This is a genomic window from Collinsella aerofaciens, from assembly GCF_015670745.1.
In the GTDB taxonomy this organism is placed as follows: Bacteria; Actinomycetota; Coriobacteriia; order Coriobacteriales; family Coriobacteriaceae; genus Collinsella; species Collinsella aerofaciens_T.
The window spans coordinates 74315-96597 of record NZ_JADPCH010000002.1; the positions used below are offsets into that span (position 1 = coordinate 74315).

Consider the following 22283-nt stretch of genomic DNA (forward strand, 5'->3'; position numbering starts at 1 on the left):
AGACTGAACGAGCGTGGGAGACGCGCCGGGACCCGCCCGGCGCAACCGCGCGCTAGATCAGGTCCTCCGCATCATCGAAGGCGTCGGTGTCGTGGACACCGCAGAAACGGGAGCCGGGACGAGCCTGGTTTCGGCACTGGATGCCGTCCTCGGACACATACTCGCAGCGGCGGACGTCCTCGTCCTCCTCGTCACCGATCAGGTCGGCGGCGGGCTCCTCGTGAACGGGAACGTTCTTGAGGATGTCGGCGGCAAGCGTCTCGGACTTAATGTCGATGTGCCAGCCGGTCAGGCGCGCGGCGAGACGGGCGTTCTGGCCCTCCTTGCCGATGGCGAGGGACAGCTGGTCGTCGGGCACGATGACGCCGGCGTAGGCCTTCTCCTCGTCGATGAGGACGCGGGTGACCTTGGCGGGCGACAGGGCGTTGGCGACGTAGACGGCAGGATCGGCATCCCACAGGATGACGTCGACGCGCTCGCCACGGAGCTCGCCCACGACAGCGCGAACACGGCTGCCCTTGGGGCCGACGCAGGCGCCCACGGGATCCAGACGGTCGTCGAGCGAGTGGACGGCAACCTTGGAGCGCTGGCCGGGCTCGCGGGCGATCGACTTGATTTGGACGGTGCCCTCATAGATCTCGGGCACCTCCTGCTCAAACAGACGACGCATGAGCTCGGGGTGGGTACGGGAGATGACAATCGGCGGACGGCTGTGCTCGCCACGAACCGGCTGCAGGTTGGAGTTGGGGTCGCGAACGTCGATGATCACGGCCTTGATGTGCTGGTTGTGCAGGTAGCGCTCGCCCATCGGACGCTCGTTGCGCTCGTTCTCGTAACGGCGCTGGTCGAAGTGCGGCAGCTCGGCCTCGACGCCCTCGCGAATCTTGACGATCGTGAAGTCGGGCGTGGACTGCAGCACGGTACCGCTGATGAGGTCACCGATGCGGCCGGAGAACTCCTCGTAGATCTGCTCGCGGGCGGAGTTACGCACGATGGCGTTGATCTCGGCCTTGGCGTGCTGGGCAGCGATGCGGCTCGTATTCTTGGGGGTGACGTCGATCTCCTCGAACTCGGTGAAGTTGCCCTCCTCGTCCATGGAATCGTCGATCGGCTCCAGGCGGTAGACGTAGATCTTGCCGGTGGTGCGGTCGATGGTCACCTTGGCGCCCCACTCAAGATGCAGGATCTCGGCATAGCTCTTGGCGAGCGACTGCTCCAGGCGGTCGATCAAGTAGAGCTGGTCGATGTGCTTCTCCTGGCAAAGCTCCATCAGGGCGGACATCATGTCGGATGCTGCCATCTTACTTTCCTTCCTTCGCGGGCTTGAAGTCGTAGGTGGGCTTCAACTTGCACTTTTTAACATCAGAGAAATCGAGGGTAACGGACTCGCCGTCCTCGAGCTCGAGGGTCACGTTCGTCTCGGTGGCGGCGGCAATCTTGCCGGCGTACTTGCGACGGCCCTCGGTGGCGGTGGAGGTGAGCTCACAATTCTCGCCCACAAAGCGGGCAAAGTCGCACGGGCGGCGCAGCGGGCGCGCCATGCCCGGGCTCGACACCTCGAGCGTATAGCTCGAAGAGATGGGATCGAGCTCCTCAATCACATCGCCGACCCACTTTGTGTTGGCCGTGACGTCGTTGAGCGACAGGCTCTGACCCTCGGCACCCTCGATACGCACACGCACGCAGGGGGCCTTGGTGGCACCCACGAGCTCGACGTCGACGATATCGATATCGTGCTGGGGAGCGACGGCCTCGAGCGCGTCGATGATCGCCTGCTCGGTCTTGGTCTTGACCATTGCGGCACCTCCATCCATACAAAAAAGAAGCGGGGCCGAAACCCCACTTCTTTCAATTACAACTTCATTTGCAAGCAAACTATACCAATAGCTGCGGAAACGTGCAAGCACAGTACGAACCTGCAGGTCAGCGGGAGCACAGGTTCTCCACAAGAATAGAACAATTGACCGCAGGCACCAGGACAGGTACATGAAAAACGAGGGGCGACCTAGCCGGATCGCCCCTCGCCTATAGCACGTCAGCTAAGCGCGCAGTGCTTACTTGACCACCAGGTTGACCAGCTTACCGGGCACGCAGATGGCCTTGACGACCGTCTTGCCCTCGAGCCACTTGGCGACGGCGGCCTCGGCGGCAGCCTGCATATCCTCATTAGAGGCATCGCGGGCAACGTCGACGCGGCCGCGGACCTTGCCGAGCACCTGGACCACGATCTGCACCGTGTCCTCAACGGACTCGGCCAGATCGAACTCGGGCCAGGCGGCGGTATAGGCGTTGCCCTCGCAGCCGAGCGCCTCGTGCCACAGCTCGTCGGCCCAGAACGGGCAGATGGGGGCAAGGACGCTCACGATGTCCTTGGCCACGCCGTAGCACAGCGCCTTGTCGCGGGCGGTACCCTCGGTGGCGTTGAGGTAGGCGCTCGCCGCGTTGACGAGCTCCATGACGGCCGAGATGGCGGTGTTGAACTGGCCGCGATCGAAGTCCTCGGTGCACTTGGCGATGGTGCGGTGACGCTCGCGATAGAGCTTCATCGCAACCTCATCGAGCGCGGACTTGTCGAAGGCCACGTTGGCATCGCCGGACTGGACGAGCTGCCAAACGATACGCCAGGCGCGCTTGATAAAGCGGTTGGCGCCCTCGACGGCCTTGGGATCCCAGTCGAAGTCCTTCTCGGGCGGGGCGATAAACAGGATCGCCAAACGCATGGTGTCGGCGCCGTAAGGTTCGATGACCGAGCTCGGGGGCACGACGTTACCCTTGGACTTGGACATGGTGTCGCCGTTCTCGTCCTTGACCATGCCCTGGCACAGCAGGTTAGTGAAGGGCTCGTCCACGCTCAGCAGGCCCAGGTCGCGCAGTGCCTTGGTAAAGAAGCGGCTGTAGAGCAGGTGCAGAATGGCGTGCTCGATGCCGCCGATGTAGTTATCGACGGGCATCCAACGGTCGGCGGCCTCGCGGGAGAAGGGCAGCTCGGTGTTGTGCGGATCGGTATAGCGCAGGTAATACCAGCTGGAGCAGGTGAAGGTGTCCATGGTATCGGTCTCGCGCTTGGCCGGGCGGCCGCAGACCGGGCAGGTGGTCTCGTAGAAGTCCTTGCACTCGGCAAGGGTTTCGCCGGCGCCCAGGTCCAGGTTCTCGGGCAGCGTCACCGGCAGCTGATCCTCGGGCACGGGCACGATACCGCAGTGCTCGCAGTGGATGGCCGGGATGGGGTTGCCCCAATAGCGCTGACGGGAAATGAGCCAGTCGCGCAGACGGAACTCGACCTTGCGACGACCGCAGCCCATGGCCTCGAGGTCGGCCACGATCGCAGCCTCGCCCTCGGAGTGCTTACCGCCGCGCATGCCGGTGTACTTGCCGGACTGGACGAGCGTGCCCTCGGCAGCGTGGGCGCAATCCCAGTCGACGGTCTCGGCATGGAAGGTATCGATGGTCTCGCCGCTGGCCTCGACGGCAGCGCGATCGTCATCGTCCAGGATGATCGGCACGATCGGCAGGTCGTACTTGCGGGCGAACTCAAAATCGCGCTGGTCGCCACAGGGAACGGCCATGACGGCGCCGGTGCCGTAGTCTGCAACGACATAATCGGCAACCCACACGGGGACCTTCTCGCCGTTGACGGGGTTTACCACATAGCGCCCCGTGAAGGCACCGTGCTTCTCGAGGGTGCCCTGGGCACGCTCGACGGCAGAGATGTGTTTGGAGTCCTCGACGATCTTGGTGACGGCCTCCTCGTACTCCGTGCCCTCGACGAGCTCGTGCAGGCCGGCGTACTCGGGAGCCAGGACAAAGAAGGAGACGCCAAAAAGGGTATCGGCACGCGTGGTGAAGACGGTGATCTTGCCCTCATCGCCCTCGATGGGCTCGCCATCCTGGTCGCACAGGGTAAAGTCGACCTCGGCGCCCTCGGAGCGACCGATCCAGTTAGCCTGCATCTGCTTGACGCGCTCGGGCCAGCCGGGGAGCTTCTCCAGGTCGTCGAGCAGCTCTTGGGAGTACTCGGTGATCTTGAAGTACCACTGCTCCAGGTCGCGCTTCTCGGGCTCGGTGCCGCAGCGCCAGCACTTACCCTCGGTGACCTGCTCGTTGGCCAGAACGGTCTTGCAGTTAGGACACCAGTTGACCGGGTTCTTCTTGCGGTAGACCAGGCCCTTTTCCCACAGCTTCTCAAAGATCCACTGACCCCAGCGGTAGTAGTCGGGGCTGCAGGTCTTGACCATGCGATCCAGATCGTAGGAGAAGCCCATGCGCTTCATCGTGGCGAGCGCCTGGTCCATGTTCTTATACGTCCAGGCGGCAGCCTGCGTATTGTGCTTGATGGCGGCGTTTTCGGCGGGCAGGCCAAAGGCGTCAAAGCCGATGGGGTGCAGCACGTCGTAGCCGCGCATGCGGGCCTGACGGGCCATGGCATCGCCGATGGTATAGTTGCGTGCGTGGCCCATGTGCAGGTCGCCCGACGGATACGGGAACATCTCGAGCACGTACTTCTTGGGCTTGCTGTCGTCGGTGTCGACGGCAAAGAGGTTGGAGTCCTCCCAGGCCTTCATCCACCGGGACTCGATGGCCTGCGCGTCGTAGGCAGGGATCTCGTCCTTATGATCTGTGCAATCGCACATATCAGCTCCTTTAATCTTAGCTGGGGTCGGGCGGCTTGGCTTTATTCGCTACTGCGGACAGTCCTGCGCAAGACGAAGAGCACATTAAGTGCTCTTCTTTGCGTGCGGAACTTGTAGCGAACAAAGCCAAGCCGCCCGACCCTAAGGTTAACTTGACTGATGATAGCAAATACGACAAGCGAGATGCCTGCGACTTGCAGGCATCTCGCTTTATCTAAATAACGTGGTTGTGAATCAACCACTAATTGTTACCCGCCCAAGCATGGTCGGGTTTTCCAAGTGCCGCAGATTGCCGTGAAAGAGGAGCGACGCGTACTTTCGAATGCGAGCGACGGTTTGAACGGCAAGGTGCGGTGCTTGGGAAAGCCACTTAGCGGTAGCTGACGCTCTGCTGGGAATCCTTGACGACTACGTCGTGGGCGCCGCCTTCGACGATGGAGGTGGAGCTGACCAGCGTTAGGCGCGCCTTTTCCTGGAGCTCGGGGATCGAGAGGGCACCGCAGTTGCACATCGTGGACTTGACCTTGTAGAGCGTGCCGCCCACACCATCCTTGAGGGAACCGGCGTAGGGAACGTAGGAGTCGACGCCCTCGACGAAGCTAAGCTTCGCGGCGCCGCCCAGGTCGTAGCGCTGCCAGTTGCGAGCACGCGCAGAACCCTCGCCCCAGTACTCCTTCATGTACTGACCGTTCACGTTGACGCGCTCGGTCGGGCTCTCGTCAAAGCGGGCGAAGTAACGACCCAGCATCATAAAGTCTGCACCCATGGCAAGGGCGAGCGTCATGTGGTAATCGTAGACGATGCCGCCATCGGAGCACACGGGCACGTAGACGCCGGTCTCCTCGTAGTACTCGTCGCGAGCGCGGCAGACGTCGATCAACGCAGTGGCCTGGCCACGGCCGATACCCTTGGTCTCACGGGTAATGCAAATGGAACCGCCGCCGATACCGACCTTGATGAAATCGGCACCACAGTCAGCCAGGAAGCGGAAGCCCTCGGCGTCGACGACGTTACCGGCACCGACCTTGACGTCCTCGCCATAGTTGGCACGGATCCACTCGATGGTGCGCTTCTGCCACTCGCTGAAGCCCTCGGAAGAGTCGATGCACAGGACATCGGCACCAGCCTCGATGAGCAGCGGCACGCGCTCGGCATAGTCGCGGGTGTTGATACCGGCGCCGACCATGTAGCGCTTGTCACCATCGAGCAGCTCGTTGGGGTTGGTCTTGTGACTGTCGTAGTCCTTGCGGAAGACGATGCCCATGAGGTGATCGTTGTCGTCGACAATAGGCAGAGCGTTGAGCTTGTTATCCCAGATGACGTCGTTGGCAACCTTGAGGCTGATGTTCTTGTCGCCCACGATGAGCTGCTCACGCGGGGTCATGAACTCGGAGACCTTCGTCTGGTGGTCATCGCGACTGGGGCGATAGTCACGGCTGGTGACGATGCCCAGGAGCTTGCCCTTGGGAGTGCCGTCGTCGGTAACCGGCATGGTGGAGTGGCCGGTCTTCTCCTTGAGCTCAATGACCTGCTCCATGGTCATGTCGGGGGTCAGCGTGGAATCGGACTGAACGAAGCCGGCCTTGTGATCCTTGACGGCCTTGACCATAGCGGCCTCGGACTCGGCGCTCTGGGAACCGTAAATGAAGGACAGGCCACCCTCGGTAGCGAGCGCGACACCCATATCGACGCCCGAGACGGACTGCATGATGGCGGAAACCATGGGGATGTTCAGGGTGATTGCCGGCTTCTCACCGCGCTTGAAGCGGGTCAGCGGCGTCTTAAGAGAGACGTTGTTGGGGATGCACTGCGAGGACGAGTAGCCAGGGACCAGCAGATACTCCGAAAACGTGTGGGACTCACCGGGAAAGAACGTAGCCATGTTTCTCCTTTTTCCATGCGACCGGTCGGCTGCAGGCCTCGTAGGACCCAGCCCAACCTTGGGCGCCCAATACTGGGGAAGTATCTTAACGCACTTTGACTGCTACAATGCATGATTTAAGAAGAGCACACGAGGGTTTGACGCAGGCTATGCGTTTGCCCAGCAAACACTTTAGCGGGGAGACGTGGAGCACATGGAGTACAAGACGACGGCAAAGTTGGTCATTCAAGCGTGCGACAAGGATCTGCCGGGCGTGTTCGGCCACGGCTGCGTCTTGCTGCTGCAGGGTATTGCCCGCGAGCACTCGCTCAACCGCGCCGCCAAGAGCATGGGCATGGCGTATTCCAAGGCATGGCGCATTGTGAACGAGGCAGAAGGTCAGCTGGGCTGCAAGCTCATCGAGCGCGACGGCGCCCGCGGATCCACCCTCACCCCCGCCGGCGAGCGAGCCATAGCGGTCTACGAAGAGCTGCAGGCAGAGATCAACAACGTCATCGCCAACAAAGCAAACGACCTCATCGCCAGCATTAAAGAGTAGCTAATTTACGAAGGGCGTTGTCTAGGGCGGACGCTACGACCAGGGGGTCGTCGGTGCCGGCGAAGAGGCGGATGGTGTTCCCCTGCTTGCCGCGTGGGGCCGAAAGGCGCGTCGTTGCACCGCCGGCGGGCGATGCGCGGAACTCCTCAGGCAAAGCATCAAAAAGCTTGCCCGCGCTACGCTCGATAAGGTCAAATTCAACTGCCGGGCCAAAGCCGTGCTCGAGGATTCCCGTTGCAACCGCATGGTCGGGATGCGAACTCAGCCCGGGATAGCGCACGTTGCGCACCATCTCGTTGGCGGCCAGATACTCGGCCAGCGCACGGGCGCGGTCGAAGTGTGCCTGCATGCGGGTATCGAGCGAGTCCAGCCCGCGCTCCAGCACACCAGCCTCGTCAGTAGGCAAACCAAGCTTGCCCAAGCCACAGCCCTCAAACAGGACGTGCACGCACTCAGCCGCGGCATCCACACGATGGCGCTTGAACTGCGAGCGCGCGACCGATACGGCAACCAACTTGCGTGAAGCGTTACCGGCGCACACACGGTCGAGCGCTTCGAGCGACAGCACGGCACCCAAGCGCAACGGATCGCAGCCAAAAGCCGACGCCACGGTGTTGTCCACAACCAGCAGCGCATGGGCCTCGCGAGCCGCTCGACCCAGCGTACGCAGATCGGGCACGCGCAGTCCAAACCCGCCGATGGAGTTGACGAACCACCACAGGTGCGGCCCCTCGGCATCAAACGAAGCATCAAAGACCTCGGACGCGGCGGTAAACGCATCGGCGGACGGCGAGCCCGCCAGCGCAACATCGCGGCCATCAAAGCCGTGCGCAAATGCTTCGGTAAAGTCATCCGCAAAGGCCACCAGGCGGTCACCGGGACGCACAATCCCCAACAGAGACAGCGCCGCCGGAACATGCGAAGCCGCAAGCAACCGCGCCTCACGCGCGCCGGTCCTCAAAGCCCAGGCCTCTTCTAGCCGCTGTACGCCCATACGGCAACCTCCTTTCATTAACAAAAACCCACGATGCGGATGTTCCCGCATCGTGGGCAACGGCTGCAGTATAGCGCCGATATGCGACGAATCTCCTAGATATTGAGCGCGTGATAGGTCACGCTCGCACCCGGAGCGTCAACGGTCACGCCATAGGCCTCGGGATAGATGCGCGTCGAAAACACGAGCGCACCATCGTTCACAAACACCTCGACCGACGAGGCATCGCCAACAATGCGCACGTTACGAACCTCGTCGACGGACTCCCAGCGCACAGTACGACCGCAACCGGCAGAAGCGCGGCCCTCATCGGTAAATCGCATCTCAAAGCGCGCGGGCAGTTCGCCCTCGGCGGGCACAAACGCCAGCTTCAGCTCGCCATCAACGGTCGCGGTGAACGCACCGTCAACACCGTCGACAACAACGTCAAAGCAGGTATCGCCGGCAACCTCCAACGAGCCCTCCCCTACACGCACCGAGGCATAATGGTGCTCAATCTCGCGCGCCGGCTGCTGCAGTACCACGCCGCCGTCACCGGCCGTAAGCTCGCGCGGCACCGTCATGCAGTGCTGCCAGCCGCACACCACGGTCGGTGCGTTGCCATAGGTCGGCTCATCGGGAATGCCCATCCAGCCGATTAGAATATGGCGACCGTCCTCGGCCGTGAACTCCTGCGGCGCATAGAAGTCAAAACCGGCGTCCCACAGGCGGAACTCGCCCAGCTCATAGGCACCGTCACCACCGGCAATGTCGCCCGTTACAGGCATGTAGCCAGCAGCGTATACGTTGCCGCGGTCCCAACGGCCGCCCTCGAGCCCCTGGGGAGAGAAAGACAGAAACCTTGCCGGTACACCGCCATCCGCCTCAAGCTCAAGGTATCCCGGGCACTCCCACATAAAGCCAAAGCGCTCGGGCGTAGACACACGGCTCTCGAGCTCCCAACTCAGCATATCGGCCGAGCCATACACCAGGATCTCACCCACATCGCGCCCGGCACCCTCGCCGTGCATGGCGCAAAATCGACTATCGACATGCGGACCGTCCACGCGACGACGCGCGCCCAGCACCATGTGGTAACGCCCATCATCATCGCGCCACACCTTGGGGTCACGCACGTGGCAGGTCAAATCCTCGGGATAATCCTCGGACGCCAGCACCACGCGCTTTTGGCTGAACTCCCGACCGGCAAGGCCATCAACGCTCTCGACATAAACAGTATCGGCGCGGCGGCCGGTATTGACGTAGTCGTACGTCCCGTCCGAATCGGAAAGCTTAACGTTGCCCGTATAAAGTACGCGAATGCGACCGTCCTCGGCAAGCGCTGAGCCCGAATACACGCCATGGCAATCGAACGGCTCGTCGGGCAGCAATGGGGCGCCAACGTAGTCCCACGTCATAAGATCGCGGCTCGTCGCATGGCCCCAGGTCTTAACGCCGCCCTCGACATCAAACGGCGCATACTGAAAATAGGCATGGAACACGCCACCCGCCTGGCAGAGACCGTTGGGGTCGTTGAGCCAACCCGCCGGCGGCATAATATGGAAGTGCTGGCCATACACGCCATGACCGCACTCAGAGGCGGCAGCGTCAACAGCGGCAACCAACTTTGCAAGGTCGCGACCAAGTGCATTAGACATATCAAAGTCCTAACGGATCGAAAGTAACAAGGCACCAGAGATCGGCACCAGATACGGGAAACGCCCGCGAGCATACGACCCGCGGGCATCTCCTCAATCAAAAGCTCTTAGGCCTGCTCGGAAGCCTTGGGCTCGTCCTTGTACAGGACAAACGAGATAGCAAAGGAAACCAGCGCGGCGACCGCAAACATGATCGCGTACTGCACGGGCTGGGCCAGGCACAGCAGGATACCGAAGATACCGGTAACGCCCGTGCCGGAGGCAGCCAGCGAAGTGAGCGCGCAGACCAGGGCACCGCAACCGCCGCCGATGCAGCCGGCGATGAAGGGCTTAAAGAAGCGCAGGTTCACACCAAAGATGGCAGGCTCGGTAATGCCCATGAAGGCGGACAGGGCCGAAGGAAGCGCCAGGCCCTTGATCTTGGCATCGCGGGTCTTAAAGGCAACGGCGAGCGCGGCACCACCCTGAGCGATGTTGGCGGCACTGGCGATGGGCAGCCAGTAAGTCACACCGTACTGGGCGAGCTGGCCCAGATCGATGGCGGTGTACATCTGGTGGATACCGGTAACGACCGTGGGGGCATAGAACAGGCCGACGATAAAGGAACCGATGCCGAAGGGCAGGGTCAGCAGGGCCTGAATCAGACCGAGGACGGCGTTCTCGGCCCACACGAAGATGGGGCCGACGGCAACGAGCGTCACGAGCACGGTCACGAACACGGAGACGAGAGGAGTCACAAAGAGGTCGAACATCTCGGGGACAACCTTGTGGAGACGCTTCTCCAAAAAGGCGAGGATGGCGCAGGCGATAACGATGGGGATCACGTGGCCCTGATAACCGACCCACTCAAAGCTGTACACGCCGGGGATGACGGTGACCATGGTCTGCACGCCCTCGGAGGCAACCGTGTAGGCGCTCTGAAGCGAGGAATTGATGAACGCACCGCCGACGACGGCACCCAGGTACGGGTTAGCGCCAAAGGCCTTAGCCGCGGAGTAGCCGATCAGGATCTGCAGAATGCCAAAGGACGTGCCCGAGACCAAGTCGGCGATCTTATAAATAAAGTTATTGGTGTCGAGCGCGATAAAGCCGTTGGAGGCCATGAAGTTGAGGGCGCTCATAATGCCCAGCAGCAGGCCCGAAGCCACGATGGCGGGGATGATGGGAACAAAGACGTCGCCGAGCACCTTAATGGCACGCATAAAGATGTTCTGCTGCTGAGCCGCGGCCTCCTTTACCTCGGCCTTGGTGGCAGCCTCGACGCCGCTGAGCGCGATGAACTCTTCGTAGACCTTGTTGACGGTGCCAGTGCCAAAAATAATCTGGAGCTGGCCCTGGGCCTCAAAGACGCCCTTGGCGCCATCGACATTCTCGAGGGCCTCCTTGTCGACCTTGGCGTTATCGGCAACCACCAGGCGCAGACGCGTGGCGCAGTGTGCGGCCGAAATAACGTTGTCGGCGCCACCGATGTTGTCGAGCACCTCTTGGGCTGATTTGCGGTAGTCCATGACTTCCCTTTCCTCCAACGGGAGCATCTGCACCCGGCCATCTTTGACACTTACACTGTAATCGTTTTCAGTTTCATATGTCTGTAATCGTTTTCATAGTAGGGTGAACGGTAGGAAAAAGCCGGCGAATGGTAGTTTTGGGACAAAAAACGGGGGACTCAAAGGCGGGCAGGCACGATCAAGACCTAGACATTCATCAGCTGATGGCCGAGCTTAAGCGTCTTTAGGCCGTTCTCCCCCTCCGCGCCATCGAGCGTGTTGAGCAACATATTGGTCGCCTCGACACCGCTGGTCAGGTAGCCGTAATGCACGGTGGGAATGCCGCCCGTCAGCGCGCGCAAAAACGCGTTGTCGCCGAAACCGCTCACGCGGTGCATGCCCTCGCCCATGCCGCGAACCTCATCGATGGCACGCAGCGCGCCCGCCGCCATGGTGTCGGTCGCGCAGGCGATAAACGAAACATCGGGATTATCGGCAAGCAGCTCACGGGCCGCGCCATAACCCGAGTCGAGCGTAAAGGACCCCTGGCGAATCAGGCTCGGATCAAGCGCCACGCCCGCGGCGCGCAAGCCGGCCTCAAAACCGCAACGGCGGTCATAACCGGCCGCGCGGTCCTCTTCGGTAACTCCAATATAGGCAATCTTGCCGTCAACGCGACCCGCAAGCGCATGGCCCAGCTCAAAGGCGGCCTCGTAATCGTCGTGATAGACGCACGCCGCGCCCTCGACATTCTGGCCGATCAGCACGATCGGCACGCGGCACGACTCAATCGCCCGACGATGCTCGTCGGTAATCATAGTTGCCACCAGCACAATGCCATCAACTGGGTGGTTTTGGAACAAATCGAGGTATTCGAGCTCGCGATCGGCCGCGTTGTCGGTGTTTGCAAGCAGCATCTGGTAGCCACGGCGACCGAGCACCTGGCCAATACCGGCGGTAATGCGGCTCACGGACTCCGAGTTAATCTTAGGCACGATGACGCCGATGAGCTTGGTGGAACCGGTGCGCAGCGCGCGAGCCTGGCTGGACCGCACGTATCCGGTCAGCTCAATCGCCTGCTTAATGCGCTCGGCCTTGTCCGTCGATATGTAGCCACCGTTGAGGTAGCGCGAGACGGCGGCGCTCGAAACGCCGGCCAGCTCGGCCACATCTTTCATCTTTACCACGAGCACCCCCGTCATTGAAATCGCTTTCACCATGATACCCGTGTGGAGCTACATGCATATCGCAAGACAGGACGTCACGGTCAATTTAGCTGTCGTAGTACGGGCATCGCAGGGCTTCAACTAGAAACTTCGAAATTTAAATGCCGAATCGGTCAAACTACCGATTCGGCACCTCGTTATATTTGCACACAGTGGCAGGCAAAATCCAACTCGAGAACAACTTACTCACTTTGGAAAGACGCATCGCTGTCCGCTGCCAATTCCGAAGGAAGAATTGCCGGCAGCGTCAAAGCCCCCATGGGCGAAAGTCCAGTAACGACCATCAGATAGCTCTTAGCGTGACCATACGCCATGGAAATCGCATTAGAGAGAAGATAACGGCGCGCTTCATCGTCTGAAATGTCGAACGGCAATTTTGTAGACACCGAAATAGCGACCGACACATCAGCGCGCATTTTTTCCTTTGCATCGTCTCTATCAATCAGACTGCCACACACATACAGCTTTAAGTCTGCACGCTCGCCCGCCTTGTTCCTCAATAGATGGACGTCCTGATAACTAACGTCAACTTTTAAATCCATATTCTGGGAGGGCTCATTCTCAATATGAAAAGTTGAGTCGACAACAAACAAATGAACAACCTGAATAGGCGCAATGAAATCCTTACTCATGCAGCCAAACCTCCCGGAATCATCTCAAAGTCCAATCGTTTAGCCGAGCAGTCGCTGTTAAATGAAGACCATTGTTCTCGGACAGAGTTATTAGACGAAGAAAACGGCGCCTCATTCGAATAACTGGAAATGACCTGTGGAATAATTTTGACACCCAGCGCAAGCTCAAACTTTGCGATTGTTTTCAGCGTCATGTTGGGCTGAGAATTCAACAATTTCGAAAGCGACTGAAGACTCACGCCCATACGCTTTGCCAGCTCGCTTTTACTCAAGCCCGAGCGCTGCATCTCGCGATGAACAATAAACTCAATATCTAGTGCGTGCTCATAGGCACGGGTTTCACTCGTTTCCGTTTCCGCGTAAAAGTCTGATAAATCGACCTTAACCATTACAAGTCTCCGTTTCGTAAGCGGGCAAAAAAGCCGACGCTATGACTCCAAAAGCCGCTTTGCTATCGGGGCCAACTGTTTTGCGCGTTTAATTTCTTTGGAAATATTTCCCGAGCCTTGATGGCCCTTAAACCAAAAAAGCAAAACAATCTTGTCCACGCCTTGGCAAATCGCGTAGACCATTTCTCGATTAACCCCATCAAAACCCTTGAGTTCGTATAGTCCAATCTTAGGCTCGATACATCGAAGCTTTGACGTTCCACTGACATCCTTTAGCCCGTAATCATAGATTTTTGAAATCTGATTGATCATTTTACGGGCGGTAAACTTCGTTTTAGGATCAGACATCATCTTCTGAAACTGAGAGTTCTCAGGGGAGGTGGTTAGTTCCCAAAAAGGTCGTCCCTCGGGATCAGCATATTCGACAAGCTCATAGTCACTAGCCAAAGGCCACCCCCTCCGCTTCAGAAGAAACCAAATATGGTTAACTTATAAGTTAAGTTTAGTCAAATTCAAATTTATGGCAAGCCCCAAGCCGTGTTCAAGCAATCTGCATTATTGACTCAGAGAAATGTGGGAAAGAAGCGGCAGAAACTACATTGTCAAATAAAGCCCCCAGCGAAGTGCCCGAACTTTTATGGTGACCAACAACATACCTAGAAGACGAAGGCAAGGCACGCAACCACCCAGTCACCGTGGCCGGTCTTAGGGAGCGCGGCGGTTTGCGTTGTTGCGGGCTAAGTCTTCTTGGCAGTCTTGGTCGCAGGCGTCTTGGAGGACGCGGGCGCAGGTTTTGCGTCCGACTTGGGCGACGAATCAGGCGTGGGGGCGGGTTTTCGCTGGACTTGGTCTCATCACCGGGCTTTTCTTCGCTACCGGGCTTTGTATCCCCCGCGGGATTGCCACCGGTGGGCTCATCGGTATCGAGCTGGGTCTTCCCCGCCGGCGGCTGGGCGCCTGTGGGTTCAATTACCACATGCTGAGCTACGGCCCCGCTGGCATCCATAACACAGGCGGTACCAAAGGCCCCGCCCATCGGCGTCACAAACTGCGCCGACGTAAGTGAGCCACTCTCGCAGGCAGCATCGGCTATGGCGCCGGTCGCGTCCACCCAGGAGGCGTCCACGGCAAACTGGCCATCGGAGGCGTACAGGCCAAAGAAGCAGCAGTCCTCACCCGATCCGCTGCTAGCAGCAGCAACGTGCGAGCCCGTAGGTTGACTGCGTCAATATCGCTAGATTCGGCCTAGTATCCTATCGGGTCCCAAAAGGTCAATCCAGTTAAAGACGGCAGGCAGCCCGAAACAACATCTTTCATGAATCTCCAGTCCTATCAAGCCCGATCGAACTTGACCGTCAAACCAGATACGGCCCAATCGCATCGAATACCTCGCCCACCTTGGTTGCAGGGTTTTGCGCGGATGGTTTAACGTTACCCAGCCCCCTATGGTATGTGACGAGGCGTCCAGCACGCTGCAACGCCTCGCCTCGTTTGCCGTCCACCACCTCGAACAGCCCTGCCAAATTCTTGCGGTACTCAATGCCCAGGTCTTTAGACATGGCTTGAGCGAGGCCACGCTGGCACTCTGCGGCCGACATGGGAGCAGTCGTATATCGAAGGTGCAGAAGGGGCCACAGCTCAAAGCAGGGGTTCGACCACAACGCATGGAAGGTCCTCGAACCATCGGAGAGCTCGTCGCATTTGCGTCCCATCGCGTCAAAGTCGGACGCAGGAAAGTCATCCTTGTCATACACGAGCCACACATGGTCGAATATCTCGGGCGCATAGTGGCAGTGTTCGACGGCGAAGTCAAGCAGGTCAAGCGTATGTTTGCCCGTTCCCTTAACGATAACGGCAACCTTGCGTTCGTTTGCCGCACACAAAGCGGCGCGCACGCCCTCAAAGTATCGAGGCTCAGTCTCCTTGCCCTCGGTCACCACGAGGTGGCGCGTCATCTGCACCATGCGCGGTCGAACCTCGCGTTTGCCACTACGCCAGCCCTTCGACTTCTTCGCCGCCATGCTAATCCCACTCCTCGATGCGGGTGAGATACGGATCGGCGCCGTAACGACCAGACAGATACTGTTTATCAAAAGCCGCGTTCTTGCTAACTAAATTGCCATTTGCCTCGTGGATGTCGGCGAGCGACCATAGCTGGCTCGCCTCCCCCTCGCCGCGTGCGGCAAACCATATCTCGTCGCGGCGAAAAACATCGTTTCGCATAGTGGACACGTCCTGAGACGAGAAGATGAGCTGCGCGCCGCTCTTGTTGACTTCGGGATCTTTGAACAGCAGGATCACGTAGCGCAGGAGCTTCGGATGCAACTTGGCGTCGAGTTCATCGACAACGACGGTACCGCCGCGTTCGAGCGCCGCCAGCAGAAACGCCGCCAGCCCCATGAGCTTCTGAGTACCGGCCGACTCCTCGGACAGGCGCAGCTCATAGCCCTTACCGTCCACCTCATGCTTTACGAAGACGCGCTGGCCCCGCCATTCCGGAGCTTTCTCAACCCTAAAGCCATCGATACGCACGTCAACGGCACGCAGAAAACGCGTGATCTCGGGTGAGTCATCCTCATCGAGCAACTGTTCGAGCATCTGCTCCAGATAGGAGCTGTTGTAGTTCAGGAACACCCCATCAAGAAACCAACTGGCAGCCTCCTTGATCACCGGCGCGTCAAAGTTGATGCAGAGAAACGACAGGTATGGCAGGCTCGGGTTGAATCTCGCGGCCGTCACGAGCTTACGCAGCGTGGGACCAAGCTCAACCCCCGTGCCCTCGCGCTCGAAAAGCATCGCCGTGCGTGACGCCCCCAATTTGCGCCGCCACAGTCCTTCGGACACGATCTCGTCCGCATGCACGGACAGGGCATAGCGGTACTCATGCTCACCCGCGCGATAGTAGAGCTCGAACTCGGTGGGCTTAGCAGCCGACACGTCATCGAACTCGAACGCAGAGCAACGGGGTATCGAAGGGCGATCACCCCCTGGTGCATCAGCACTGGCAGACAGCAGCCTAATCGGTCTGGCTACCGCCGAGCGAACGTAATCGAGAGCCTCGAGCAGGTTTGACTTACCGCCAGCGTTGGGTCCGTACACCGCGGCCACTGGTAGAAAGCCCTGCCCGTCAGGGCACACTATGAGGGAGCGCTCGAACTCCTTCATCGGCGTCGCCTGCATGGAAAGCTCCGCCTCATCGCGATAGGATCTATAGTTCCTGAAGGTGAACTGGCAAAGCATCGTCCTCAACATTCCTTTCATTGTTTTGAAAAGATATTTCAGAGTTTTTCTTTGATTATAGGCTTTAAGCAGGCTAAATCAAGTACTTGCTACACCAATGACAACAGGCATAAAGTGCCAAACCGCCCATGTTCGGCCATTCCATTGCCGGAATGGCGCCTAGCCATCATATCAGACATTAAACGCATGAAAAAAGGGCAACACTCTCTTGTCGAAAGCGTCACCCTTAAAGCTCCCACAGAGCTTTTGTATGATAGCTAGGTATGCTACACCATCTCGCAGAGATGCACAGCGCCGAGAATCGCTATTCCCAGCAGAACAAACACCGTGGATGCGGCGGTCCAATTGCAATCGGCGTTATTGAAGCTTTCTCTACACCCTGATGTTCATCTCTTTAAACACGCTGTATAAAACATCTTGTGCAATTAGCCCACGATAAGATCCAACAAGCTCACCTAATTCATCAAGCATTGCTTTCGTCTCGTCGTCAGGCAGGACACGGCAGAGCAGGGAGTACATATCGGAAAACCTTGCCCCTCTTACGACCGCACAATAGAGCCGCTCGTCATGCGCACAAATATTCCTAAAGCCAGATAGAACCTGAATAACGCGAAGCAGCATTACCGGCTCGAGCCTTTGATTTCTATTTGCGGTTTGGCTGACCAACTTACAGGCGGCATTCTGAACGCCGTGTTTTTGAAGCTGATAGAAATGTGAGATATTGCCAAATGTCAGATCGTTCTGAAGAACCCATAACGGGACTGCGTCGTATTTATTTAAATAATGCTTCACGAAGGGACGCATGCGCTGTTCATCTGTCACCTTGTCATTCAGAATTTTTATCAGGTCAGCAAGCCTCTTCGAATGCTGTTTCTTTTTATCACCTCGAAATGCCTTGGGCACAAGCATATCGTTAGGATCGACATAATTAGCCCGATTCAGATAGGCATCAGCAGCACGATATTGATCGCAAAACGAATACGCGACCGCGTTCTTGAGCACAGCTTCGGCCCTCGCGAGATATGAAAAAGTAAGTTGCCTAAGCTCCCTGTCAAACAAGAATAAATCGTAAATGTTCTTAAATGAAGTGCCTTCCCTATAAACATCACTTGACGAGGACTGCGCAGCGTTTTTATCAAGAAACGGAGCTTTGTAGCCGTTTATGACCGCATAATAACTCTCACGCCTCAGGCAATCTGTCGTAGAAGCATCAGTCGCCACCCCACGGCTCTCTAGGAGTTCAATAAGTTGAGCGAAAGTCTTAAATTCCTTTGCCAAAGCAAGCTCCTAAAATCAAAGGGCCGTTGCCGGAAGCCTCCGAACAACGACCCTTCTTTGTCATCGCCTCACTTAGAGTCCACGACGACTGTATCACTATTGGTATAGTACCCTAAATTCATCGCTAATGCGGTGCATACGTGAATTACATTAAGCGTTCGGTGCGCGATGTAATGTCTGTAGTTATTTCTGCTCTTTAGCCATCGTGATTTGCTTATCAATACGCTCAATGGCATCAATTAGATGCGTCAAAATAGGTTTGAGCTCCCCTTCTGGCAGAGAGCAAATATGGTCACAAAAAGCTTGCTTTTGAAATTCGGAGATTACCTTTTTATCGCCATAATCTCCAAAGGTTTGCTTTTCCTGATAAAAAGCCGACGTATCGAAATCGTCATCCAGCACTAGGGCATTTTCGATTCCCTTCTTAAAATGCTTTCTGGAGTCGTAAGTTTTCATTTTCGTTCGCAACACATTGTTGCTTAAACACTCATTAATCTTTTGATCGCAATCGAACAGGAAAGCAGTGAAGACCGAAGGAGGATTTGCATCCAAATAAGCGGCTGCTTTATTAAGCGATGGTGCGCCCGTGAATTCACATGATCCATCAGAGCTCTTCTTTCCTATCCATTTAAATCGCAAGTGGTTATTAATATGGGCAAAAGAAAGTGCTTTATTGAAATACTGCTCATCGGTAGGCCCCTCTAGATAAACAGTGGGGGCTTCGTTCACAAACCACGAAACCGAAAAAGCATCCTTCACCGCTTGAACCGTACCAGGACCGTAAAACTCTGGATTAGCCTGTGCGACCACATCGCCAGATTCATTCCTGGCCAATACAATTACTTTGTCGTTGTATCTTTTTTCATCATGAATAATAAAGGGCGAGTGGGTTACACAGAAAATTTGAGAAGTTTGGTTCCCGTCTTCGTCCTGAAACAACGATTTATAAAAGTGAAGAATCTTCTCCTGCCATGAAGGATGAAGGCTAATTTCAGGCTCGTCAATAAATACAAACGAACCTCTGAGCGCATGCGAGTCCTTCAGCATAAAGCACCCACGATAGACAATCTGCTTTTCACCAGAACTCAGCTGATCAACACGGACATCATGGCCATTCTTTTTAAAGAGAATTTCTTTATGGCCGTTGCGATTATCAACACGGTCGTAATTCAAGTCGTCAAACATCAGATCAAAAGCTTTGGTGAACCTAGGCATCCTTTGAGGGACTTGAAGTCGCGAGAGCCCAGTTTCCATATTGTTCCTAGCAACCCTAGCGACATCAGCATCATCAAGCGCCTGAATATCAATAATAAGTTGATTAATTTCAGTGGGCAGATCACTTGACGAGCGAATACTCTCAACAGATTCATCAATATTTCGACTTGTTACACTAGTTATTTGATCAGACTTAAAATTAATATCGACATCAGAAAAGATAGCGGAAGTGGGAAAAATCTCGGCAAATTCATCCGAACCCACCCAATTATCGAGGCCTAAGCCATCTTTGACATAGAGATAGTCGTGCCCCTTAATATCCTTGGCATAAAACTCGTATGTTCGTATTTTGGAGTCAAAGTCTACTTCGATCGAATCAACATAACATGGCATGTCGTGATACTTATGAGCCATGATTTGATAGAGCAGCTCGACTAAGCTGCTTTTGCCAATGCCGTTATTTCCAGCGATGATGACAGTATCAACGGCTTTATTTGAGGAGTCGGTAAAGTCCAACTCCAGATTACCCAATACCGGATGATTCGATAACTTCAACTTTCGAACTCGGATCATGAGAACCCCACTTCAAACTGCTTTTATAGCAGTTTACTAAACCCACGGTGCCAAATGATCGGCAATGCCGCGCAACCGTTTCGCAATATTCAACAGTGGCTAATTAAACAAACACCGCATCCCACCAAAACGCTAGTGCCCAAGCCGTTCTAGCCAAAGAACAGCTTGGGCACACTCCATGAGACCACAGCAAGAGCCGCAACCGGACCTCGCGTCAGTAGCGGACACGCCCCATCCCGCCGGCAATCACCCCTCTCCGTCCATGACCGACCATCTCACAGGTTCAATGCCCGGAAGAGACGTTAGGCAAGAGGGGCAGGCAACCTGATAGTTCCCGTAATTTGTTCTGCGCTGCATCGAAGCGGAGACGTATACCGCTTTGCGGGCGCGAGTGACGCCGACGTACAGCAGGCCTATTTCCTCAATAAGCCCATCTGGCATTTTCTCCGCATCAGCAATCTGGCAACCTCGCGCAGAACGTAAGCATATACCAGCATTTTCGCAACGAGAGCAAATCCCTCCAGGCCAATCGAAACGCGTAACGCCCGGAATGAAAACGGTGTCCCACTCGAGTCCCTTAGCGGAGTGAACGGTCATCATCGAGATGTCCGCATCAAGGAAATCGGAGAAACGTCGCGGGGAACCCTCGAAAAGATGCTCACGATATAGTCGAAGCGCTCCGATGGATCCAGCGAAGTGGCGCATAATTTCTTTCGCAAATTGACAACCGCATAGCGGAACACGGCCCGCGCCCCGTCGTATGATTTCTGGCGACTAAACAACAAATCACCGACGAAAGGGACACAGGCCGTGTCTGCGAACGTCGCATCGGTAGACGAGGGGTCGGTCAACGCGCTGCTCGACGAGGAGGCGTCCGAGCTCGTCGAGGCCGAGCGCTACGAGAGGACGGCGGGCCGGGAGACCTACCACAGCGGCCAGTACGCGAGATGGCTCGTCATGGGCGTCGGGGAAGACGATCTCAGCGTTCTGAAGCTCTGCGGGACGGCCGCGAGGACGGTGCGCGACGGGTTCGCCGAAACGCTGGCCGACACGGAATTCCCGCCCGAGCACTGGCGCCGGATCAGGACGAACAATGGAATCGAGCGTATCAACCGCGAGAACAGGAGGAGGACGAGGGTCGTCGGGACCTTCCCGGACGGCAATTCGGCCCTCATGCTAGTGACGGCGAGGCTGAAGTACATAGTGGAGCACGAGTGGGGCAAGAGGAGGAACCTGGACATGTCGAAGCTGGAGGAGATGGACGAGTCGAAGTGAAAGGTGGAGGGCTAGAAAGAGGACGGGGCCGAGGACGGCTAAATCAATTTGCGAAAGAATCTTGACGGTAACGTTCGCGGCACGAGAGAACGACATCGTTGACAACGCCTTCGTGATTTCCAGGCGAATGAACGATGAGTTCAGGTGCTTCGACGGTTGGATCAGCATCGTGCGACATGACCGCTTTGAGCGGCCACTTAATAGGAATAGTACTCTAAAAATGACATTCCCCCACACGGCCCTGTGCGGTCATATCAAATATGCTGTAAAGAAATAGCCAAAAAGAGGGCCGACGCATCAACCCTCTTCAAGTGTCGCCCGAGGGCAGGCAGCACCAACAGAGAATGATATTTACGATTTGCCGCTCAGCACCCTAACAGAAAAGGTCTTAAACCAACGCAAAGAAACTGGATAGAACTTAACCCTCGGCCATGTTCCACAAAACCGCCCCAAGCTCCTCTAGCTTCTTTGACTTAATAACGTTTCCCAAGTTCACCATAATGTCGGTAGAAGAAACTAACTGTTGGGTCGTGGGAATATCTATAACAGCAATTTCACCACTTGCATGTTGCACCGGCCCCGAAAACAAAACTCCGAGAAATTTAAATCGCCGCTGGCCAAGAGTAATCGCTCCGTCGTCGACATATGGCCCATTATCCAACAGAAATACTGGCGACCCGCTCGACCCAGGAAAACAAGCGCAATCTATCATAAATTGAGGCAAGCCGTTGAAATCGTATCTTGGATGGGTGGCCGTCATGCCCCTGCGCATAAGTGGGGCATTGTGCACTTCATCAATAAGACCGATCGGATAACCAATCATAATGACGTCTTCAAAAGGGCTCAGCTTGTTAAGTTCAGCTTGAGAAGGGATAAGACTTTCGTCTACGGAAACATGATGCGCATTGGGGTCATGCTCATGCATTAGTTCGATAACGCCATGAAGCGGAAGTGCACAAAGATCTATAGAATTATCGGGGTGCCCAACCCAAACGTCCTCACCATCACCGATGGCAACGTTAAATGAACGACGCTCACTAATGTCGCCCTCGCGATGAACGTACGGAATCGAGAGGAGTGTCCTAGACGCTCCACTCACCACATGCTTATTAGTAATAAGCACTGGAAGCGTTGTAGCGCCCCTAGAATAAGTGAAAATAAAGCCGCTCCCCCGAGACACTCCCCCGTCGGTGAGTTCGCAGCGCACCTGAACCGTAATGTACATTAGCTTTTCTGTAAGATCCACTATGTCATCCTTCTTAAGCTCTTAGGGACAGGAGCCCCTA

The 22283-nt window shown here is 56.7% G+C and carries 18 protein-coding genes and 1 pseudogene; 2 read left to right on the forward strand and 17 right to left on the reverse strand.

All coding sequences use genetic code 11. The annotated features are described in order from the left end of the window. Positions 1–52 precede the first annotated feature (52 nt). The 4 genes from nusA to I4W07_RS01295 all read right to left on the reverse strand — a co-directional run bounded on the left by nusA (position 53) and on the right by I4W07_RS01295 (position 6513). Positions 53–1300, reverse strand: coding sequence for a transcription termination factor NusA (gene nusA / locus I4W07_RS01280; RefSeq protein ID WP_006234042.1), 1248 nt, complete (start codon positions 1298–1300; stop codon positions 53–55). 1 nt (position 1301) lies between these two features. Then, positions 1302–1796, reverse strand: coding sequence for a ribosome maturation factor RimP (locus I4W07_RS01285; RefSeq protein WP_152068090.1), 495 nt, complete (start codon positions 1794–1796; stop codon positions 1302–1304). A gap of 258 nt (positions 1797–2054) precedes the next feature. Then, on the reverse strand, positions 2055–4631 hold the full coding sequence (gene leuS / locus I4W07_RS01290; RefSeq protein ID WP_196025344.1) for a leucine--tRNA ligase: 2577 nt from the start codon (positions 4629–4631) through the stop codon (positions 2055–2057). A gap of 370 nt (positions 4632–5001) precedes the next feature. Beyond that, positions 5002–6513 carry an IMP dehydrogenase gene (locus tag I4W07_RS01295; RefSeq protein WP_055251158.1) on the reverse strand — a complete coding sequence of 504 codons (1512 nt, stop codon included), beginning with the start codon at positions 6511–6513 and terminating at the stop codon, positions 5002–5004. A gap of 193 nt (positions 6514–6706) precedes the next feature. Here I4W07_RS01295 and I4W07_RS01300 point away from each other — a divergent pair, with 193 nt between their 5' ends. Next, positions 6707–7051, forward strand: a complete 345-nt coding sequence (locus I4W07_RS01300) for a winged helix-turn-helix domain-containing protein (protein WP_196025345.1) — start codon at positions 6707–6709, stop codon at positions 7049–7051. Here I4W07_RS01300 and I4W07_RS01305 read toward each other — a convergent pair. The 12 genes from I4W07_RS01305 to I4W07_RS09335 form a co-directional block, all read right to left on the reverse strand. After that, positions 7041–8045 (reverse strand): PLP-dependent transferase, encoded by a 1005-nt coding sequence (locus tag I4W07_RS01305; protein WP_196025346.1) that lies wholly within the window; start codon positions 8043–8045, stop codon positions 7041–7043. The genes I4W07_RS01300 and I4W07_RS01305 overlap by 11 nt on opposite strands. A gap of 95 nt (positions 8046–8140) precedes the next feature. Then, entirely contained in the window at positions 8141–9682 is a 1542-nt protein-coding gene (locus I4W07_RS01310; RefSeq protein WP_196025347.1) for a glycoside hydrolase family 32 protein, read from the reverse strand. A 107-nt stretch (positions 9683–9789) separates the two neighbouring features. Continuing rightward, positions 9790–11190 carry a PTS transporter subunit EIIC gene (locus I4W07_RS01315; RefSeq protein WP_196025348.1) on the reverse strand — a complete coding sequence of 467 codons (1401 nt, stop codon included), beginning with the start codon at positions 11188–11190 and terminating at the stop codon, positions 9790–9792. Between the two features lie 185 nt (positions 11191–11375). Next, positions 11376–12347 (reverse strand): LacI family DNA-binding transcriptional regulator, encoded by a 972-nt coding sequence (locus tag I4W07_RS01320; protein ID WP_230317418.1) that lies wholly within the window; start codon positions 12345–12347, stop codon positions 11376–11378. Between the two features lie 230 nt (positions 12348–12577). Next, entirely contained in the window at positions 12578–13027 is a 450-nt protein-coding gene (locus I4W07_RS01325; RefSeq protein WP_196025350.1) for a hypothetical protein, read from the reverse strand. Continuing rightward, positions 13024–13416 (reverse strand): helix-turn-helix transcriptional regulator, encoded by a 393-nt coding sequence (locus tag I4W07_RS01330; RefSeq protein ID WP_196025351.1) that lies wholly within the window; start codon positions 13414–13416, stop codon positions 13024–13026. The genes I4W07_RS01325 and I4W07_RS01330 overlap by 4 nt, the downstream gene beginning before the upstream one ends. Positions 13417–13455: 39 nt before the next feature. Next, complete coding sequence (locus tag I4W07_RS01335) at positions 13456–13863, reverse strand: hypothetical protein (RefSeq protein ID WP_196025352.1); 408 nt, start codon at positions 13861–13863, stop codon at positions 13456–13458. 908 nt (positions 13864–14771) lie between these two features. Next, positions 14772–15437, reverse strand: coding sequence for an RloB family protein (locus I4W07_RS01340; RefSeq protein ID WP_196025353.1), 666 nt, complete (start codon positions 15435–15437; stop codon positions 14772–14774). A 1-nt stretch (position 15438) separates the two neighbouring features. After that, a complete protein-coding gene (locus tag I4W07_RS01345; RefSeq protein WP_196025354.1) occupies positions 15439–16656 on the reverse strand; it encodes an AAA family ATPase in 1218 nt (405 codons plus the stop codon). 372 nt (positions 16657–17028) lie between these two features. Next, the gene (locus I4W07_RS01350; protein WP_196025355.1) at positions 17029–17934 is read right to left on the reverse strand and encodes an Abi family protein; all 906 of its coding nucleotides are present in this window, start codon (positions 17932–17934) and stop codon (positions 17029–17031) included. 183 nt (positions 17935–18117) lie between these two features. After that, entirely contained in the window at positions 18118–19665 is a 1548-nt protein-coding gene (locus I4W07_RS01355; protein WP_196025356.1) for an AAA family ATPase, read from the reverse strand. Between the two features lie 303 nt (positions 19666–19968). Next, positions 19969–20427 (reverse strand): 3'-5' exonuclease, encoded by a 459-nt coding sequence (locus I4W07_RS09335; protein WP_196025357.1) that lies wholly within the window; start codon positions 20425–20427, stop codon positions 19969–19971. A 300-nt stretch (positions 20428–20727) separates the two neighbouring features. Between I4W07_RS09335 and I4W07_RS09115 the strand changes: the two are divergent. Further along, positions 20728–20999, forward strand: a pseudogene (locus I4W07_RS09115) (transposase); the annotation flags it as partial. A 416-nt stretch (positions 21000–21415) separates the two neighbouring features. On the opposite strand, the gene I4W07_RS01370 reads toward I4W07_RS09115, so the two are convergent. Next, positions 21416–22243, reverse strand: a complete 828-nt coding sequence (locus I4W07_RS01370) for a trypsin-like peptidase domain-containing protein (RefSeq protein ID WP_196025359.1) — start codon at positions 22241–22243, stop codon at positions 21416–21418. Between the last annotated feature and the right edge of the window lie 40 nt (positions 22244–22283).

Coding starts and splice junctions, on each gene's coding strand:
- nusA (WP_006234042.1), bottom strand. CDS start 1,300: ATGGCAGCATCCGACATGATGTCCGCCCTGATGGAGCTTTGCCAGGAG.
- I4W07_RS01285 (WP_152068090.1), bottom strand. CDS start 1,796: ATGGTCAAGACCAAGACCGAGCAGGCGATCATCGACGCGCTCGAGGCC.
- leuS (WP_196025344.1), bottom strand. CDS start 4,631: ATGTGCGATTGCACAGATCATAAGGACGAGATCCCTGCCTACGACGCG.
- I4W07_RS01295 (WP_055251158.1), bottom strand. CDS start 6,513: ATGGCTACGTTCTTTCCCGGTGAGTCCCACACGTTTTCGGAGTATCTG.
- I4W07_RS01300 (WP_196025345.1), top strand. CDS start 6,707: ATGGAGTACAAGACGACGGCAAAGTTGGTCATTCAAGCGTGCGACAAG.
- I4W07_RS01305 (WP_196025346.1), bottom strand. CDS start 8,045: ATGGGCGTACAGCGGCTAGAAGAGGCCTGGGCTTTGAGGACCGGCGCG.
- I4W07_RS01310 (WP_196025347.1), bottom strand. CDS start 9,682: ATGTCTAATGCACTTGGTCGCGACCTTGCAAAGTTGGTTGCCGCTGTT.
- I4W07_RS01315 (WP_196025348.1), bottom strand. CDS start 11,190: ATGGACTACCGCAAATCAGCCCAAGAGGTGCTCGACAACATCGGTGGC.
- I4W07_RS01320 (WP_230317418.1), bottom strand. CDS start 12,347: ATGAAAGATGTGGCCGAGCTGGCCGGCGTTTCGAGCGCCGCCGTCTCG.
- I4W07_RS01325 (WP_196025350.1), bottom strand. CDS start 13,027: ATGAGTAAGGATTTCATTGCGCCTATTCAGGTTGTTCATTTGTTTGTT.
- I4W07_RS01330 (WP_196025351.1), bottom strand. CDS start 13,416: ATGGTTAAGGTCGATTTATCAGACTTTTACGCGGAAACGGAAACGAGT.
- I4W07_RS01340 (WP_196025353.1), bottom strand. CDS start 15,437: ATGGCGGCGAAGAAGTCGAAGGGCTGGCGTAGTGGCAAACGCGAGGTT.
- I4W07_RS01345 (WP_196025354.1), bottom strand. CDS start 16,656: ATGCTTTGCCAGTTCACCTTCAGGAACTATAGATCCTATCGCGATGAG.
- I4W07_RS09335 (WP_196025357.1), bottom strand. CDS start 20,427: ATGCGCCACTTCGCTGGATCCATCGGAGCGCTTCGACTATATCGTGAG.